Annotated in this window: 14 protein-coding genes; 5 read left to right on the top strand and 9 right to left on the bottom strand. The window is 62.8% G+C overall.

Annotated elements, in window-relative coordinates; genetic code table 11:
• The coding region (locus VFZ66_07925; protein ID HEX6289104.1) for a GntR family transcriptional regulator at positions 1-344 on the bottom strand (344 nt) is incomplete at its 3' end.
• A 244-nt stretch (positions 345-588) separates the two neighbouring features.
• Between VFZ66_07925 and VFZ66_07930 the strand changes: the two genes are divergently transcribed.
• The 3 genes from VFZ66_07930 to VFZ66_07940 are packed head-to-tail and all read left to right on the top strand — an operon-like array spanning position 589 to position 4,076.
• Positions 589-1,623, top strand: a complete 1,035-nt coding sequence (locus VFZ66_07930) for a Gfo/Idh/MocA family oxidoreductase (protein ID HEX6289105.1) — start codon at positions 589-591, stop codon at positions 1,621-1,623.
• Complete coding sequence (locus tag VFZ66_07935; protein ID HEX6289106.1) at positions 1,620-2,696, top strand: Gfo/Idh/MocA family oxidoreductase; 1,077 nt, start codon at positions 1,620-1,622, stop codon at positions 2,694-2,696. The genes VFZ66_07930 and VFZ66_07935 overlap by 4 nt, the downstream gene beginning before the upstream one ends.
• A 9-nt stretch (positions 2,697-2,705) precedes the next feature.
• Positions 2,706-4,076, top strand: coding sequence for a DUF4147 domain-containing protein (locus tag VFZ66_07940; protein ID HEX6289107.1), 1,371 nt, complete (start codon positions 2,706-2,708; stop codon positions 4,074-4,076).
• Positions 4,077-4,261: 185 nt separating this feature from the next.
• Here VFZ66_07940 and VFZ66_07945 read toward each other — a convergent pair whose 3' ends face one another.
• Together VFZ66_07945 and VFZ66_07950 are read right to left on the bottom strand one after the other, a co-directional pair.
• The gene (locus VFZ66_07945) at positions 4,262-6,292 is read right to left on the bottom strand and encodes a beta-galactosidase (GenBank protein ID HEX6289108.1); all 2,031 of its coding nucleotides are present in this window, start codon (positions 6,290-6,292) and stop codon (positions 4,262-4,264) included.
• A gap of 49 nt (positions 6,293-6,341) precedes the next feature.
• Positions 6,342-7,028 (bottom strand): GntR family transcriptional regulator, encoded by a 687-nt coding sequence (locus VFZ66_07950; protein HEX6289109.1) that lies wholly within the window; start codon positions 7,026-7,028, stop codon positions 6,342-6,344.
• 177 nt (positions 7,029-7,205) lie between these two features.
• Here VFZ66_07950 and VFZ66_07955 point away from each other — a divergent pair, with 177 nt between their 5' ends.
• Positions 7,206-8,600 carry a sugar ABC transporter substrate-binding protein gene (locus VFZ66_07955; protein ID HEX6289110.1) on the top strand — a complete coding sequence of 465 codons (1,395 nt, stop codon included), beginning with the start codon at positions 7,206-7,208 and terminating at the stop codon, positions 8,598-8,600.
• 122 nt (positions 8,601-8,722) lie between these two features.
• Here the strand turns inward: VFZ66_07955 and VFZ66_07960 are convergent, their stop codons facing one another.
• From VFZ66_07960 to VFZ66_07970, 3 genes are read right to left on the bottom strand one after another with little or no spacing between them, the layout of a single operon-like run.
• Positions 8,723-9,544 (bottom strand): sugar phosphate isomerase/epimerase family protein, encoded by an 822-nt coding sequence (locus VFZ66_07960; GenBank protein HEX6289111.1) that lies wholly within the window; start codon positions 9,542-9,544, stop codon positions 8,723-8,725.
• A 9-nt stretch (positions 9,545-9,553) separates the two neighbouring features.
• Complete coding sequence (locus tag VFZ66_07965) at positions 9,554-10,717, bottom strand: dihydrodipicolinate synthase family protein (GenBank protein ID HEX6289112.1); 1,164 nt, start codon at positions 10,715-10,717, stop codon at positions 9,554-9,556.
• Between the two features lie 9 nt (positions 10,718-10,726).
• On the bottom strand, positions 10,727-11,878 hold the full coding sequence (locus VFZ66_07970; protein HEX6289113.1) for a Gfo/Idh/MocA family oxidoreductase: 1,152 nt from the start codon (positions 11,876-11,878) through the stop codon (positions 10,727-10,729).
• Positions 11,879-12,447: 569 nt separating this feature from the next.
• Between VFZ66_07970 and VFZ66_07975 the strand changes: the two genes are divergently transcribed.
• Positions 12,448-13,200 (top strand): trypsin-like serine protease, encoded by a 753-nt coding sequence (locus VFZ66_07975; GenBank protein ID HEX6289114.1) that lies wholly within the window; start codon positions 12,448-12,450, stop codon positions 13,198-13,200.
• Between the two features lie 158 nt (positions 13,201-13,358).
• Here VFZ66_07975 and yiaA read toward each other — a convergent pair whose 3' ends face one another.
• From yiaA to VFZ66_07990, 3 genes are all read right to left on the bottom strand, one after another.
• Complete coding sequence (yiaA, locus tag VFZ66_07980) at positions 13,359-13,811, bottom strand: inner membrane protein YiaA (GenBank protein ID HEX6289115.1); 453 nt, start codon at positions 13,809-13,811, stop codon at positions 13,359-13,361.
• A gap of 321 nt (positions 13,812-14,132) precedes the next feature.
• Positions 14,133-14,555, bottom strand: a complete 423-nt coding sequence (locus tag VFZ66_07985; protein HEX6289116.1) for a VOC family protein — start codon at positions 14,553-14,555, stop codon at positions 14,133-14,135.
• Between the two features lie 296 nt (positions 14,556-14,851).
• Positions 14,852-15,085 (bottom strand): hypothetical protein (locus tag VFZ66_07990; GenBank protein ID HEX6289117.1); only part of this gene is annotated, 234 nt, incomplete at its 5' end.

Below are 15,085 nucleotides of genomic sequence, written 5' to 3' on the forward strand. Positions count from 1 at the left end.
TGCAGGTGGTGGCGATCGGCGGGGGTGAGGCGCTGGGCGGCGGTGCGGGTGGCGACCAGCTCCAGGCCCTCCATGACGGTAAAGATCTCGATAATCGAGGCTTTGGAGATCGGGGCGACGGTAGCGCCGACATGGGGGGTATTCTCGACGAGGCGCTCGGATTGGAGCATGTGGAGCGCCTCGCGGACGGGGATCGGGCTGACGCCGAGACGCTGCGCGATCGCTTCGATGCGCAGGCGCGCGCCCGGCGGCAGGTCGCCACGCATGATGGCATCGCGCAGGGATTGGTAGACGAAGGCTTGCTTGGTTCGATGTCGCTGCTCTGTGGATCGCTCTGCTTGCATATCAGCCTCAACATATTCTTTGGTAATCCATTATATGTTATATATGATTCGTCTGCTCGGTTCAATCGCTCGTTCCGCTTTCAGCGCAAGACGAGAAAATACGAGCATGATACTTGACAAGTGTTTATATTATATATAATATATGCATTACCGCTGGATATGGCATAGAACGACATACCAGCTAGCTTCAACTATGCCTGAGCGCTTTTGCGCTCGTGGAGCAGCGGGCTTGGAGGGCTAGTGTATGACAGCGATCAAGTCGTTTCCAGTTCGCTTTGGGGTCATCGGCATCAATCACAACCACATCTACGGTCAGGTCGATCTGCTGCTGCGTGTCGGCGCGGAGCTGGTCGCGGTCTTCGCGCCTGAGCCGGATCTGCTCGCCAGCTTCACCAAGACGTACCCGCAGGCACGTATCGTCCGCAGCGAAGCAGAGATCCTCGAAGATCCAACGATCCACCTGATCGTCAGCGCGGCTATTCCGGCCCAGCGCGCACGCATCGGAATCGCAGCGATGCAGCACGGCAAAGACTATATGAGCGATAAGCCGGGCTTCACGACGCTGGAGCAACTGGCAGAGGCGCGGCGGGTCCAGGCCGAGACGCAGCGGATCTACTCGATCTGCTATAGCGAGCGCTTTGAAAATCCTGCGACCGTGCAGGCGGGCACGCTGGTCAAATCGGGCGCGATCGGGCGGGTGATCCAGACGATCGGGCTGGGGCCGCACCGGGCGAACCTGTCAAGCCGCCCCGACTGGTTCTTTCGTCGGGCGGAGTACGGCGGGATTCTCACCGATATTGCCTCGCACCAGGCCGATCAGTTTTTGTTTTTCACGGGCTCGACCAGCGTCGAGATCGTCGCGGCGCAGGTTGCCAACTACCAGCACCCAGAGTATCCTGAGCTGGAAGATTTCGGCGATCTCACGGTTCGCGGCGACCAGGGCACGGGCTATATTCGCGTCGACTGGTTCACGCCCGGCGGCCTCGACGCCTGGGGCGATACCCGGCTGACGATCCTGGGCACGGACGGCTATATCGAGGTCCGTAAAAACATCGACATCGCCGGACGACCCGGCGCGAATCATCTGTTTCTCGTCGATCAGCAGGCGACGCGCTACATCGACTGTAGCCAGGTTACGCTGCCGTATGGCGCGCAGCTCGTCGGCGATATTATCAACCGCACCGAAGCCGCGATGACGCAGGAGCACTGTTTTCTGGCGGCGGAACTCGTGCTTCGTGCGCAGGCACAGGCCGCGCGCTTGGGGTATCTCACATCATGAGCCAACGATTAAACGTGGCCGTCGTCGGCGGCGGCGTCGGCAGCCAGCATATTAGCGCATTCCAAGAGCTGTCCGATCAATTCGAGGTGCTGGCGATCTGCGACATCGACGCGGCGAAGGCGCGGGCGCTGGCAACGTCGATGGAAATTCCGCGCGTCACCACCGATCTGGCCGAGCTGTGCCGGATGGATGATCTTGACGTGATCTCGATCTGCACGCCGCCGCATCTGCATTTCGAGCAGATCCAGCAGGTGCTTGAGGCCGGTAAGCACGCGGTCTGCGAGAAGCCGCTCGTCGGCTCGGTCAAGGCCGTAGACGAGCTTCAGCGGATCGAGGCGGCGTCGGGGAAGCGGGTGATGCCTATTTTTCAGTATCGCTTTGGGCACGGCCTGCAAAAGCTGAAATTTCTGGTCGAGCAGGGCTTGACCGGAACGGCCTATGTCTCGACCGTCGAGACGGCCTGGCGCAGACGCGCCGCGTACTACGCCGTGCCCTGGCGCGGCAAGTGGCGGACGGAGCTGGGCGGCACGCTGCTCAGCCACGCGATCCACTCGCACGACATGCTCTGCTATATTCTCGGCCCGATCAAGAATGTGTTTGCGCGGACGGCCACACGCATCCACGCGATCGAGGTCGAAGATTGCGCCTCGGTTTCGCTTGAGATGGCCGATGGATCGCTGGCCTCGCTGACGGTGACGGTCGGATCGGTGCCTGAGATCACCCGGCATCGCTTTTGCTTCCAGAATTTGACCGCCGAGAGCAATACGCGGCCCTACCACAACTCATTCGAGCCGTGGACCTTTACCGGCGATACGCCGGAGCTGGAAGAGCAGATCGCGGAGGCGCTGCGCCGCTTCGTGCCGCTGCCGGAGCGCTTTACCGGGCAGTTCTATCGCTTTCATCAGGCGCTCGAAGCCGGAGCGGAGGTGCCGGTGACATTGGCCGATGCGCGCGCGGCGCTTGAGCTGATCAGCGCGATGTATCACTCCAGCCGGACCGAGCAGCCGGTTGATCTGCCGATTGGCCGCGATCATCCGGCCTACGCAAGCTGGCTGCCCCAGGAAGCGCGGTAGGTGGCCGCGATGGATGCGGATCGGCTGCTGACGGCCTCACTGCGCGACCATCCGCAGGGCCGCGCGCTAGCTGAGATCATGGCCCAGGCGCTCGCGGCGGTTGATCCGGCTGCATCCGTGCGGCGCTCTTTGTGGCGGGAAGGCTCCACGGTTGTGGTCGGCGAGCGGCGCTACGCGCTCAGCGCGGATGCACGGGTGGTCGTCGTGGGCGGCGGGAAGGCGGGCGCGCCGATGGCCGAGGCAGCCTACGCGGTGCTGGGCGATCGGATCGCGGCAGGGCTGATGGTGGTCAAAGAAGGCCATCTCGGCGCATCCGGCAGCCAGATCGGCCCGATCGCGCTGTGGGAGGCAAGCCATCCTGTGCCCGATCAGCGCGGCGTGGACACGACGCAGCGCATGCTGCGGCTGTTTGAAGGCGTCCGCGAGCACGATCTCGTGCTGGTTTTGCTCTCCGGTGGAGCATCGGCCTTGATGACGCTGCCAGCTGTTGGCGTGTCACTCGCCGACATGCAGGGCTTGACCGGCGCGCTGCTGCGCTGTGGCGCGTCGATCGGTGAGATCAACACGCTGCGCAAACATTGCTCGCAGGTTGCCGGAGGTCAGCTTGCGCTGCGTGCCGCTCCGGCGCAGGTCGCAGCCCTGATCGTCTCGGATGTGGTCGGCTCGCCGCTCGATGTGATCGCGTCCGGCCCGACCGTGCCCGACCCCACGACCTACGCCGATGCCTGGGCGATCGTCGAGCGATACGGCCTGGAGCAGACGCTCCCACCCGCTGTTGCCGCGCACCTCCAGGCGGGCGCTGCTGGCGTGCGCGCTGAGACTCCCAAGGCCGACGCCGCGCTCTGGCAACGAGTCTATAATCAGGTGATCGCCTCCAATGCAACCGCAGCCGACACAGCGGCGGCGGCAGCCAGGGCGCGTGGCTTCCACAGCCTCGTGCTCACGACCTATCTCGAAGGCGAGGCGCGCGAGGTCGGGAAGGTTGCCGCTGCGCTGGCGCGGGAAGTGGCGCTCCGTGGCACGCCGCTCGAACGACCGGCGCTGATCATCGTCGGCGGTGAAACGACGGTGACGCTGCGCGGCGGTGGCCTCGGCGGTCGTAATCAGGAGGTCGCGTTGGGTGCGGTCGGCGCGCTGGCGGGATTGCGCGATACGCTGGTGATCGCGCTTGCCACAGATGGCGGCGATGGCCCGACCGATGCGGCTGGCGCTGTGGTTACGGGCGATACCTGGGCGCGCGCCCAGGCGCAGCATCTCGACCCGGCGCTGGCGCTCCGCGAGAACGACGCTTACCACTTCTTTGCGGCGCTCGACGATCTGCTGCTCCCAGGCCCAACGCTCACCAACGTCAACGATCTGCTCTTGATCGCGGTGCTGTAACCCGCATTGAGGACCGCACATCCCACGCATCAGCAGCTCTCTTGCTCCTGTGCCAGGGCAACGCGGGTGCCAGACCGGGCGCCATGCGGTGCCCTTTGGGCATGGCGCCCGGCATGGTACCCCGGCGTGCGTAGGGGCTGGGATGAGGGCATGGAATTCTGAACTCGAAACTTTGAACTTTGAATTTAGCCTGAACGATGATCGCTGATCAGCACGGCAACGCCAAGCGCCGGTAACGTAAAGGTTCCGGCGATATGCTGCCCCGTCAGCAGGTCGGTAGCGTCCTCGTGCAGCGCAATCTCAACCGGCTGGTTACGATGGTTGAGCATATACAGCAGCGCTGTCTGCTCCCCCTGTCGCCGCACAACCTCGACGCCCTCCGGCACAGCGTATGCCGCCCGTACCCCGGCATCCTCGCAGGCGCGATCGAGCAGCCAGGCGATGCCGCTCGTGTCGGGACGGGTGCCGACGTAGTAGGCGGTGCCTCGGCCAAAACGATGTCGCGTCGCCGCCGGTCGTCCGGCGTAGAATGCGTCGGCGTAGCGCGCGATGGCCGTCGCTCCTTCCAGGTCGATCAGATCGCTCCATAGGTCGCACGGGTAGCAGGCTCCGTCATCGGCGGTGATCGTGTTGGCCTGGCCCGGTGCGTAGGGCACGAACTCTTCGACGCGCAGGCCCAGCAGGGCGCGGAACGGAGCCGGATAGCCGCCGAGCCGCACATGGTCGCGCTCGTCCACGATGCCGCTGAAAAACGACATCATCAGCGTGCCGCCATCGGCGACATACTGCTCAAGCTGCCGGGCAGCCTCGTCGGACACAAGATACAGATTCGGGACGAGCACCAGGCGGTATCCGCGCAGATCGGCATCGGGCCGGACGAAGTCGACGGTGATGTTGCGCTGAAAGAGCGGATCGTAGAAGCTGCGCACCTGCTCGATCAGCCGCAGATCGGACGAGGGCCTGGCGTCCAGCTCAAGTGCCCACCAGCTCTCCCAGTCGAATACGATCGCGACCTCGGCGCTGACACGGGTGGTGATCACGCCACCGAGCCGCTGAAGCTCCTGGCCCAGCGCCACGACCTCGCGCCAGGTGCGCGACGCGGTGCCGACATGCGGCACCATCCCGCTGTGAAACTTCTCCGCCCCGGCCTTGGATGCCCGCCACTGAAAGAACATCACGCCATTGGAGCCGCGCGCGATCGCCTGGTGGCTCCAGAGCCGCATCTGGCCGGGCTGCTTGACCGGATTTTGCGACCGCCAGTTGACCTGGCTGGTCGCCTGCTCCATCAGCAGCCACGGCCTGCCCTGGCCCAGCGAGCGGACAAGATCGAAGTTCAGCGCCGCGTCGATATGCGTCAGCGGATCAGCCGGATCTTGGTACTGATCCAGGGAAACGAGATCTTCGCGGGCTGCCCACGTCCAATAGTCCAGCGGCTTGAAGAGACGCATGAAATTCGTTGTGATCGGGACATCCGGCGTGATTTCTTTGAGGATCGCCCGCTCAAGCTCGAAGCATTCGAGCAGGGCGTCCGACGAGAAGCGCTGCCAGTCGAGCTGCTGAGTCGGGTTTATGAACGTCGGCGCGCTGCGCGGCGGGTTGATCTCGTCCCACGCTGCGTACTGCTGGCTCCAGAAGGCCGTGCCCCAGGCCTCGTTGAGCGCCTCCAGCGTCTCGTAGCGGCGCTGGAGCCAGTCACGAAACGCCTGAGCCGACTCGTCGCAGTAGCAGGCGGCGACATGGCAGCCGTACTCATTCCCGACATGCCAGAGCGCGAGTGCCGGGTGGTCGCGGTAGCGCTCGGCGATGCGCCTGACCAACGCCTGCGCGGCATCACGATACGCTCGGCTGCTGGGGCAGTAGTGCTGACGGCTGCCCGGCCACAGCCGCACGCCCTCTGCCGTCACGGGTAGGCTTTCGGGATACAGCCTGGCGAGCCAGGGCGGTGGCGAGGCCGTGGCGGTGGCGAGATCGACCGCGATGCCGCTGGCGTGAAGCAGATCCATGATCCGATCGAGCCAGTCGAAGTCGTACTGGCCGGGCTGTGGCTCTAGCCTGGCCCAGGCAAAGATGCCGAGTGAGACAAGGTTGACGCTAGCCTCGCCCATCAGGCGCACATCTTCCGCCCAGATCGCTTCCGGCCACTGCTCCGGGTTGTAATCGCCGCCATAGGCCATGTGTGGCAAGGGAAACCGGCCTGCCTGTTGGTTCTGCTCCACGATGTCTCAGCCTCCATCTACCGTTTGTTCTCACGCAACCGACAAGCAGCTACACTGGCTCACACGTATGTGCCAGATATTCGGTATAGGCCGCCAGCGCGCCCTGGCTGTGCGCCCGCACCACCTGGGCCAGCCGCTCCTCGTCCCGATCGAGCATCGCCTGCACGATCGCGTGGTGCTCCTGCTGCGCCTGCGCCAGCCGAAACACCAGCACATCCTTCAGGTAGTAGCGCCGCACGCGGTCCCACTGGTTCAACACGCGCGCGGTCATCTCCTGAAGCATCGGCATGTCCGTCATGCGCACGATCGCCAGGTGAAACGCGGTGTTCAGATCGGCCCATTGATGGTACGCCGCTGACTCCACCGCCTGATCCATCGCCGCCAGCAGCTCGTGCAGGTGGTGGCGATCGGCGGGGGTGAGGCGCTGGGCGGCGGTGCGGGTGGCGACCAGCTCCAGGCCCTCCATGACGGTAAAGATCTCGATAATCGAGGCTTTGGAGATCGGGGCGACGGTAGCGCCGACGTGGGGGGTATTCTCGACGAGGCGCTCGGATTGGAGCATGTGGAGCGCCTCGCGGACAGGGATCGGGCTGACGCCGAGACGCTGCGCGATCGCTTCGATGCGCAGGCGCGCGCCCGGCGGCAGGTCGCCGCGCATGATGGCATCGCGCAGGGATTGGTAGACGAAGGCTTGCTTGGTTCTATAGCGCGGCTCGGGCACGAGTTGTGCTGACATAGTAGTCCTCGATTGTTCTAGTATTTGATCGTTTATTATATATCATATATCATAAGTGCTCTCCGGTCAATCGTCTCGATATGTGGAAACAGGATGATGCTTGACAGGTGGGATATATTATATATAATATATGAGCTATATAATTGCTGATAGTAAGAACGAATCAAAGGAACCGATATGTACACACGAAGGATTCTCTTACCCCTACTGGTCATCTTGAGCCTGCTCGTGGTCGCGTGCGGCGCGTCCGATGATTCAGGAGCGGCTAACACAACGGGCAGCACGGCGGCGAGCGGCAGCCCGGCAGCCAGTAGCGAGGCCAGCGCCTCACCTGCTGCCAGCACGGCGGCTGCGCCTGCGGCGGGCGGCGAGCAGGTCGAGCTACGCATCGCATGGTGGGGCTCGCAGAACCGGCACGACCGCACGCTCAAAGTGATCGAGATGTTCCAGAAAGAGCATCCGAACATTAAGATCACGCCTGAGTACAGCACCTTCGATGATCACTGGACCAGGCTGACGACTCAGGCTGCTGGCGGCAACATTCCGGACATTATTCAGCAAGATTATGCCAAGATCGCCGAGTGGGTTTCGCGCGACCAGCTCCTGCCGCTTGACGATTTCGTAGCGAGCGGTACGATCAGCCTTGGCAATGTCGCGGACGAGCAGCTTGCAGGCGGCAAGATCGACGGAAAGCTCTACGGCGTCAACCTCGGAACGAACGCGCTCGGCGTCCTGTATGATCCGGCGCTGTTCGAGCGGGCGGGCGTGGCAACGCCTGGCGCAGACTGGACATGGTCGGATCTTCAGCAGACCGCGAGCCAGCTCCACGAAAAACTGAACATCTACGGCATTGAAAACTTCTACAATGCTGAGTTCTTCAAGCTCTGGCTGAAAGATCACGGCGCGTGGATGTACAACGAAGACGGCACGGCGCTGGGCTATGACGACGATCAGCTTGCCGTCCAATTCTTCCAGATGCTCGTGGACATGCAAAAGTCGGGCGCGACGCCGACACGTGAGTTCGATGCCGGTCGGGGAACCGTTGGGATCGAAGACTCGCTGATCGTAACGGAGAAGTCGGCGATGATCTTCGTGTGGAGCAACATGCCTGCCGCGATCTCTGCGGCGAGCGGTGATCGCGCGCTTGAGCTCACACTGCCGCCGCAAGCCGAGAATGGCGGACAGGGCGTGTATTTGAAGCCATCGATGTTCTTCTCGATCTCCTCGAAGTCGCAGCATCCCAAAGAGGCCGCGATGTTCATCGACTACTTCACCAACAACGTTGAGGCCAACAAAGCGCTTGGAGCCGAGCGCGGCGTGCCGATCTCGCCGGAGATTCGCCAGGCGCTCCAGCCGGAGCTGCCAGCCATGCAGCAGAAGGTGTTCGCGTATATCAGCGAAGCCGAGAAGGTCGCGGCTCCGATTAACGCGCCTGATCCGGCGGGCCACTCGAAGGTTCTCACCGATGTCTATAACCCGATCATCGATCGGCTGCTCTACGGTGAGATCACACCCGCCGAGGCGGCGGCTCAGTTCCGCGCGGACGCGACCGCGATCCTGAAGTCTCGGTAGCGCGACTGGCTGCGCTGCGATCGGCCTCAGCGTGGGACATGGCCTCAGGTATGTCTGTCCCGGCACAAAGAAAGCACTGAGCGGCACGGTAATGCGTGCCGCTCAGTATGATGATCGGAATCCTACACGTGCGCCAGGTAGCGCTCGCACATCTGCGACAGGACGGCATCGCCTGCGGTATCCCAGATCGCCTGGTTGAAAATCTCTACCTCGATCGGTCCCGTGTATCCGGTGACATCGACGGCGGCTCGCAAGCGACGGAGCTCGATCACGCCATCGCCCATCATGCCGCGCCCCATCAGCAGATCCGGCGTCGGGACCAGCCAATCGTTGACGTGAAAGCCCAGAATCCGGCCTGTCGCGCGGCGGATCTGTGGATAGATTTCCGGGTCCCACCACACATGGTAGACATCGATCGCCACGCCCACCTGCTGCGCATCGAACTGCTCGGCAATATCGAGCGCCTGGGCAAGCGTCACAATCACCGAGCGATCGGCGGCAAACATCGGGTGCAGCGGCTCGATCGCCAGCCTGACGCCGTGCTCGCGCGCGTACGGCACCAGCGCCGCGATGCCATCCCGCACCATCTCGCGCGCGGCCTGAATATTCCGATCGGGTGCGGGGCCGCAGACCAGCACCAGCACGTCGGTGCCAAGCTCAGCCGCCTCGTCGATCGCACGACGGTTATCGTCGATGCGGGCCTGCCGCTCAGCGACCGTGACAGCCGGGAAAAATCCACCACGGCAGAGACTCGAAACACGCAGGCCGGCATCGCGCACAAGCCGCGCGCTGGCCGTAGCGCCTAGCTCGTCGACTTTGTGCCGCCACAGGCCGATCCAGGGAATACCTGCGCGGGCGCAGCCATCGACCGCCTGACGCACGCTCCAGTGCTGCGTTGTCGCCTGGTTCAGGCTCAGGCGTGAAAGATCCGTAAGTGGCCGCATCTGTCCCTCCTACACAACGCCCGCGACCGCCAGGACTCGCCGCATGCGCGCTGTGGCCTGGTCGGGATCGTTGAGGATGCCCGCCCGATCGGCGAGCATAAAGAGTTCGGCGAGATGGACGACCGAGCGCGCGCTTTCGTGTCCGGCCAGCATCCGAAAATGCTGCTGGTGGCCGTTGAGGTAGGCCAGAAAGACGACGCCGGTTTTGTAGTAGTAGGTCGGCGGCTGGAAGATATGCCGCGAAAGCGGGACGGTCGGCGCGAGAATCGCCTCGTAGCTGTCGAGATCGCCGCCGTCGAGCGCCTGGAGCGCTGCCGAGGCTGCCGGAGCGATGGCGTCGAAGATCCCAAGCAGCGCGTGACTGTGGCCCTGCGTGTCGCCGCGAATCAGCTCGGCGTAGTTGAAGTCGTCGCCGGTGTACATGCGCACGCGCGCGGGCAAGCGCCGACGCATAGCGATCTCGCGATCCTTATCCAGCAGCGAGATTTTGATGCCGTCGATCTTGGCGGCGTGCTCGTCGATGATCCGAAGACAATGCTCCATCGCCGCATCCAGATCGCGCGTCCCCCAGTAGCCAGCCAGCGCCGGATCGAACATGTCGCCGAGCCAGTGCAGGATCACCGGCTGCCGCACCTGTGAAAGAATCCGCCCGTACACCTGGGCATAGTCCTCAGGGCCACGGGCGCAGGCTGCCAGCGCGCGACTTGCCATCAGAATGATCCGACCGCCGACGCCCTCGACAAAGCTGCACTGCGCTTCATACGCCGCCTCGACCTCAGCCAATCGCACGCTCGGCCCAGGCATCAGGTGATCGGTCCCCGCGCCGCAGGCGATCGTGCCACCCACCGCGCGCGCCTCCGCCACGGATCGGCGAATAAGCTCCTGGGCGGTTGCCCAGCCCAGGCCCATGCCGCGCTGTGCGGTATCCATCGCGTCGGCGACGGCCAGCCCAAGCGACCACAGGTAGCGTCGGTAGGCCAGTGTCGTCTCCCAGTCGATCTGACTGTCACCGATCGGGTCGGTGTTGGCGAGCGGATCGACGACAACATGCGCGGCAGAGTAGGCGATGCGGCTCGTCAATGGCTGTGTCGGTGGCCGAAATGTGGACGGCGGGCCGGGCCGATAGGGCGCGAGCGTGCCGTCGGAGCGCGGCAGCAGTAGTTCTCTTGACATAATGCCACCTTATAGCTTCAGCTCAGGGACGTCTACCCAGCAGCGCTGCTGCCACGAGCGCAGGCCAAGCTCGGCCAGTTGCACGCCCCTGGCACCTTCCAGCAGATCGTAGGGAAACGGCTCGTCGCAGGCAACGTGGCGCAGGAACAGCTCCCACTGGACCTTGAAGGCGTTATCGAAGATCTGGTTGTCGGGTACTTCCTGCCAGTCGTCCCAGAAGTCGATCGGATTGGGAATGTCAGGGTTCCAGACGGCCCTGGGCGTATTGGCGCGGTGCTGCGTGCGGCACTCGCGCAATCCGGCGACCGCGCTGCCTTCGGTGCCGTCGACCTGAAGGCTAAACAGCTCATCCCGATAGACGCGCACGGCCCAGGACGAGTTGATCTGCGCGATGATGCCGCCCTCAAGCTCGAACGTGCCATAGGCCGCATCGTCGGCGGTTGCCCCGTAGCGCGCGCCCTGCTCGTCGAAGCGCTCTGGAATATGGGTTGCGCCCAGGCATGAAACCGATCGCACAGCGCCAAAGAGATGATCGAGGACGTAGCGCCAGTGCGCGAACATATCGACGATGATGCCGCCGTCGTCTTCCTTGCGGTAGTTCCACGATGGCCGCTGTGCGGGCTGCCAGTCGCCTTCAAACACCCAGTAGCCGAACTCGCCGCGCACCGAGAGAATGCGACCAAAGAAGCCGCTATCGACCAGCCGCTTGAGCTTGAGCAGACCGGGCAGCCAGAGCTTATCCTGAACCACGCCGTTTTTGACGCCAGCTTCGCGTGCGCGCCGCGCAAGATCCAGCGAGGTTTCGAGGTCGGTCGCGATCGGCTTCTCGCAGTAGATATGCTTTCCGGCGGCAATTGCCTCGCGAACACTTGCTGCCCGGCGCGTCGTCGTCTGCGCATCGAAGTAGATCACATCGTCCGGCGCGGCGAGGCACCGCTCAAGGTTGGTGCTCCATCGCTCGATCCCGTGCGCGCGTGCCAGCGCTGCGAGCTTATGCTCGCTCCGACCAACCAGGATTGGATCAGGCATCAGCCGGTCGCCGTTGGGCAGCGCCACGCCACCCTGCTGTCGAATGGCGACGATCGAGCGAATCAGATGTTGATTCATGCCCATCCGACCGGTAACGCCATTCATGATCAGACCAATTCTTTGCTCAGCCATATGCTGCTCCATCGTCTCTTGAGCACGCTGTGTGCTCGATTCCACATGCCGAGGACAAGGTTGTTCGGACAAGAGCGGATGCGATGGTGCATCAACAAGGCGAATGCTTGGGAACTCCCCCAACCATCCGGGCCGTACGACGTATGTGCAACCCCGCTCGCCATCCACCAGGCGCGGCCTGTTCTGTCAAGCCTGTGCTTCCAAACAGGCGTGTCCATTCAGGACGGAAAGATGAGCCCGCACCAATGCTATGCTCTCAGGTATAGTATATATTATATCATAAAATTATATATAATATCAAATATAAACCCCGTTGATTAATCTCGATCGTCTTATGCAGCTTCAAGCGTGCCAAGACATTGCAGGGCAGCGCCAGGCGCTCCCGGCTGATAGCCGAAGGCTGGCGAGGCATGATCTGTAGACGTTACGGGGAATATCCGGGCATGATAGCAGAGCCCTTGCCAAGCTCCGGAAAAAGGAGTAGAGTACCTCCACTGCATCAGCCTGATGAAGCCTCGCTGCGAGCCAGTCTCAATCGCTAGCATCGTACCACTATCAAGGAGGAATTCATGCGTCGGAATCTGGTCCTGGGCATGGCGCTTGCCGTGCTCCTGCTTGTTGCCCCCTCAGCCTACGCCATCACCAACGGCCAGCCGGACGGCAATCAACATCCGAACGTCGGTGCCCTGGTGGCATCAGCGCCGTACTCTGATGGTACCTGGCTGTACTGCACCGGAACGCTGATCTCATCGACCGTTTTCCTTACAGCCGCGCACTGCGATGAGGGAACGTCGCGCGTCACTGTTACCTTCGACTCAGCGTATCAGGACGGAGACAAGACGTACAGCGGAAGCTGGTATGCTGACCCACAATACGGACACGACCAGAGCGACCCACACGATATTGCGGTTGTTGTCTTCGACCAGCCTATCAAGGGCATTACGCCCGCGAGGCTGCCAGCCGCAGGTTCGCTGTCAAACTTGTCCGGCTCGCAGCAGTTCACATCGGTGGGCTACGGCGCCTATGAGGTGACGAACGAGCCTGGCGGACATCGGTACCTCTACAACGATGTACGGATGGTCGCAACAGGCACGCTGAACTCGATCAACGCCGCCTGGCTGCGGATTTCGATGAACCCGGCAACAGGCAACGGCGGCACCTGCTACGGTGACTCCGGCGGCCCGAACTTCCTGGGAACAACAGATATTGTGGCCGCGACAACCATCACCGGCGACGCGATCTGCCGCTCAACCAACGTCACGTACCGTCTCGATACACCGTCAGCGCGGGCGTTCCTCGCCCCGTTCGTCACCCTGCCATAGCAGCGCCACGACAACGCAGGGGCGGTGAGCTTCCCATGCTCGACCGCCCCTGCGTTTCAGCTTCACCGGGCATCACTGGTCTTGAGCGATGCAGCAACCTGATACTCCACACCTCGACGCGGATAGCTCTTGTTGCGGATCGTTCCGGTCCAGCCGTGTTACAGCTCGCGTCCCTCAGTCGCGCTCGCAGCTCGGCGGGGCAGGTTCCAGGTCCGATCGCTGCCTCGCTGGTCGCGCGTATTCTTTTGCACAGTAATCGCCGCGAAAAGGCTGAGCACAAAGGCCATGCCATAAAACCCCTTTTCGCTCAGGAGCATGGTCGCGTTCCATAAGCCGACGACCAAGAGCACAATTGCGATGATGACGGATGCCCAGCTCAAGCCAAGATAGAGCGGGGTGACGGGAATGCCTTCGTCTCGATCCCGTACACTTTTTTGGATGGACACGGCGGCGAAGAGGCCGTACAGTAGCACCGTGAGATAATAGCCCTTTTCCGACAACAGCATGGAGGCATTCCAGAGGCCGATCAGAAAGGCCAGGATGCCTACGATGAGGGCGGCCCAGGATGCGGCAATAAAAGCATTCGACGGCTGCGACGTGTCAGGTTTCATGTGGGTCCTCCTGAGGGCTGGTGAGACAAGCCGTACAACAAATCGTCCGGCACGTGCGCCGCGCCAAGCGGTGCATGATTGACAATACCAGCAAGCGTACTGCACATTCCAGGGGTTAAACTGTACAAAACTGGATGAGATCGGGCCGCAGGAGGTGGGGAAGGGATTGTTGGCGTCAAGGCGACGTGCGCCGCACATGGGCAAGCGCGTGTGAGACGGGACGATGCTCGCTCCGTCTTGCTTTCTGCGCTTCATCCGTGGTATAGCATCCTTGGGCACGGTTATGTGATGGCCTGGGCCGGATGGTTGTTTCGTGCGGCCTTAGGCCGGTTTGTCAAACGCGGGGTTCCAGACAACTTCCCACAGATGCCCGTCGAGATCCTGGAAATAGCCCGCATAACCACCCCAAAACGTATCGTGCGCCGCTTTCACGATACCAGCACCGGCATTTCTCGCTTGCTCCATCACAGCATCAACGTCTTCACGTGAGGCCACGTTGTGTCCCAGCGTCAGCTCGGTCGGACTGGAGATACCCATCGGCAGGCCGGAGTCGTAGGCAATGCTCGTTCGCGGCCAGAGCGCCAGCTTCACCCCCGCCTGGAGGTTGAAGAAGGCCACGGCTCCATGCTCAAACTCCGCGCCGATAATGCCCTCGGTCGGCAGGCCAAGTCCGTCCCGGTAAAACCGGAGCGCCCGCTCCAAGTCGTCTACGCCGAGGGTGATCACCGTAATCCGGGGTTGCATCTTTACACTCCCTGGTCAGGCATCCGATTCAAGATCGGGCGCGCCACTGCCACGGCTGCGGCATGTAACGAGCGCAACGATCGCTCCTGAAGAGACGAGCCGCACCGCATCGGCAGCGGAAGCACCGAGTGCTCGTCGAGCCAGAAGCGCATGCCGCGTCCTTCCATCATAACACGAGGAGGGACGTCGACACGTCCCTCCTCGGCTCAGGTGCGCCTGCCGCGTGTGCCAGTACCGCGCTGTCCAGCCGATACGGTCGAGCGACAGACGATGCTTGAAGTTCCGTCGCGCCTGCGTTACCTGGCGTTTGTCGGCACGTCGCCGCTCACGCCCCAATGCTGCGTGGAGATCGCGCCGGAGCTGCTGTGTACGATGTACCACATGCCCTCACTCGGTCGCCAGACGGCGCGGTCGCTCCTGCCATCGCCGTCGTAGTCGCCGGGCACGGGCACGTCGCCGTTAAGGCCCCACTGCTGGGCGTAAGCGTTGCCGGTGCTGCTGGGAATGATGTACCAGGTGCCGTCGCCGGG

It is taken from the genome of Herpetosiphonaceae bacterium (assembly GCA_036374795.1).
In the GTDB taxonomy this organism is placed as follows: Bacteria; Chloroflexota; Chloroflexia; order Chloroflexales; family Kallotenuaceae; genus LB3-1.

Excerpts from the sequence above, each read along its gene's own strand:
- VFZ66_07930 (HEX6289105.1), top strand. The coding sequence starts at position 589 with ATGACAGCGATCAAGTCGTTTCCAGTTCGCTTTGGGGTCATCGGCATC.
- VFZ66_07935 (HEX6289106.1), top strand. The coding sequence starts at position 1,620 with ATGAGCCAACGATTAAACGTGGCCGTCGTCGGCGGCGGCGTCGGCAGC.
- VFZ66_07940 (HEX6289107.1), top strand. The coding sequence starts at position 2,706 with ATGGATGCGGATCGGCTGCTGACGGCCTCACTGCGCGACCATCCGCAG.
- VFZ66_07950 (HEX6289109.1), bottom strand. The coding sequence starts at position 7,028 with ATGTCAGCACAACTCGTGCCCGAGCCGCGCTATAGAACCAAGCAAGCC.
- VFZ66_07955 (HEX6289110.1), top strand. The coding sequence starts at position 7,206 with ATGTACACACGAAGGATTCTCTTACCCCTACTGGTCATCTTGAGCCTG.
- VFZ66_07960 (HEX6289111.1), bottom strand. The coding sequence starts at position 9,544 with ATGCGGCCACTTACGGATCTTTCACGCCTGAGCCTGAACCAGGCGACA.
- VFZ66_07965 (HEX6289112.1), bottom strand. The coding sequence starts at position 10,717 with ATGTCAAGAGAACTACTGCTGCCGCGCTCCGACGGCACGCTCGCGCCC.
- VFZ66_07970 (HEX6289113.1), bottom strand. The coding sequence starts at position 11,878 with ATGGCTGAGCAAAGAATTGGTCTGATCATGAATGGCGTTACCGGTCGG.
- VFZ66_07975 (HEX6289114.1), top strand. The coding sequence starts at position 12,448 with ATGCGTCGGAATCTGGTCCTGGGCATGGCGCTTGCCGTGCTCCTGCTT.
- yiaA (HEX6289115.1), bottom strand. The coding sequence starts at position 13,811 with ATGAAACCTGACACGTCGCAGCCGTCGAATGCTTTTATTGCCGCATCC.
- VFZ66_07985 (HEX6289116.1), bottom strand. The coding sequence starts at position 14,555 with ATGCAACCCCGGATTACGGTGATCACCCTCGGCGTAGACGACTTGGAG.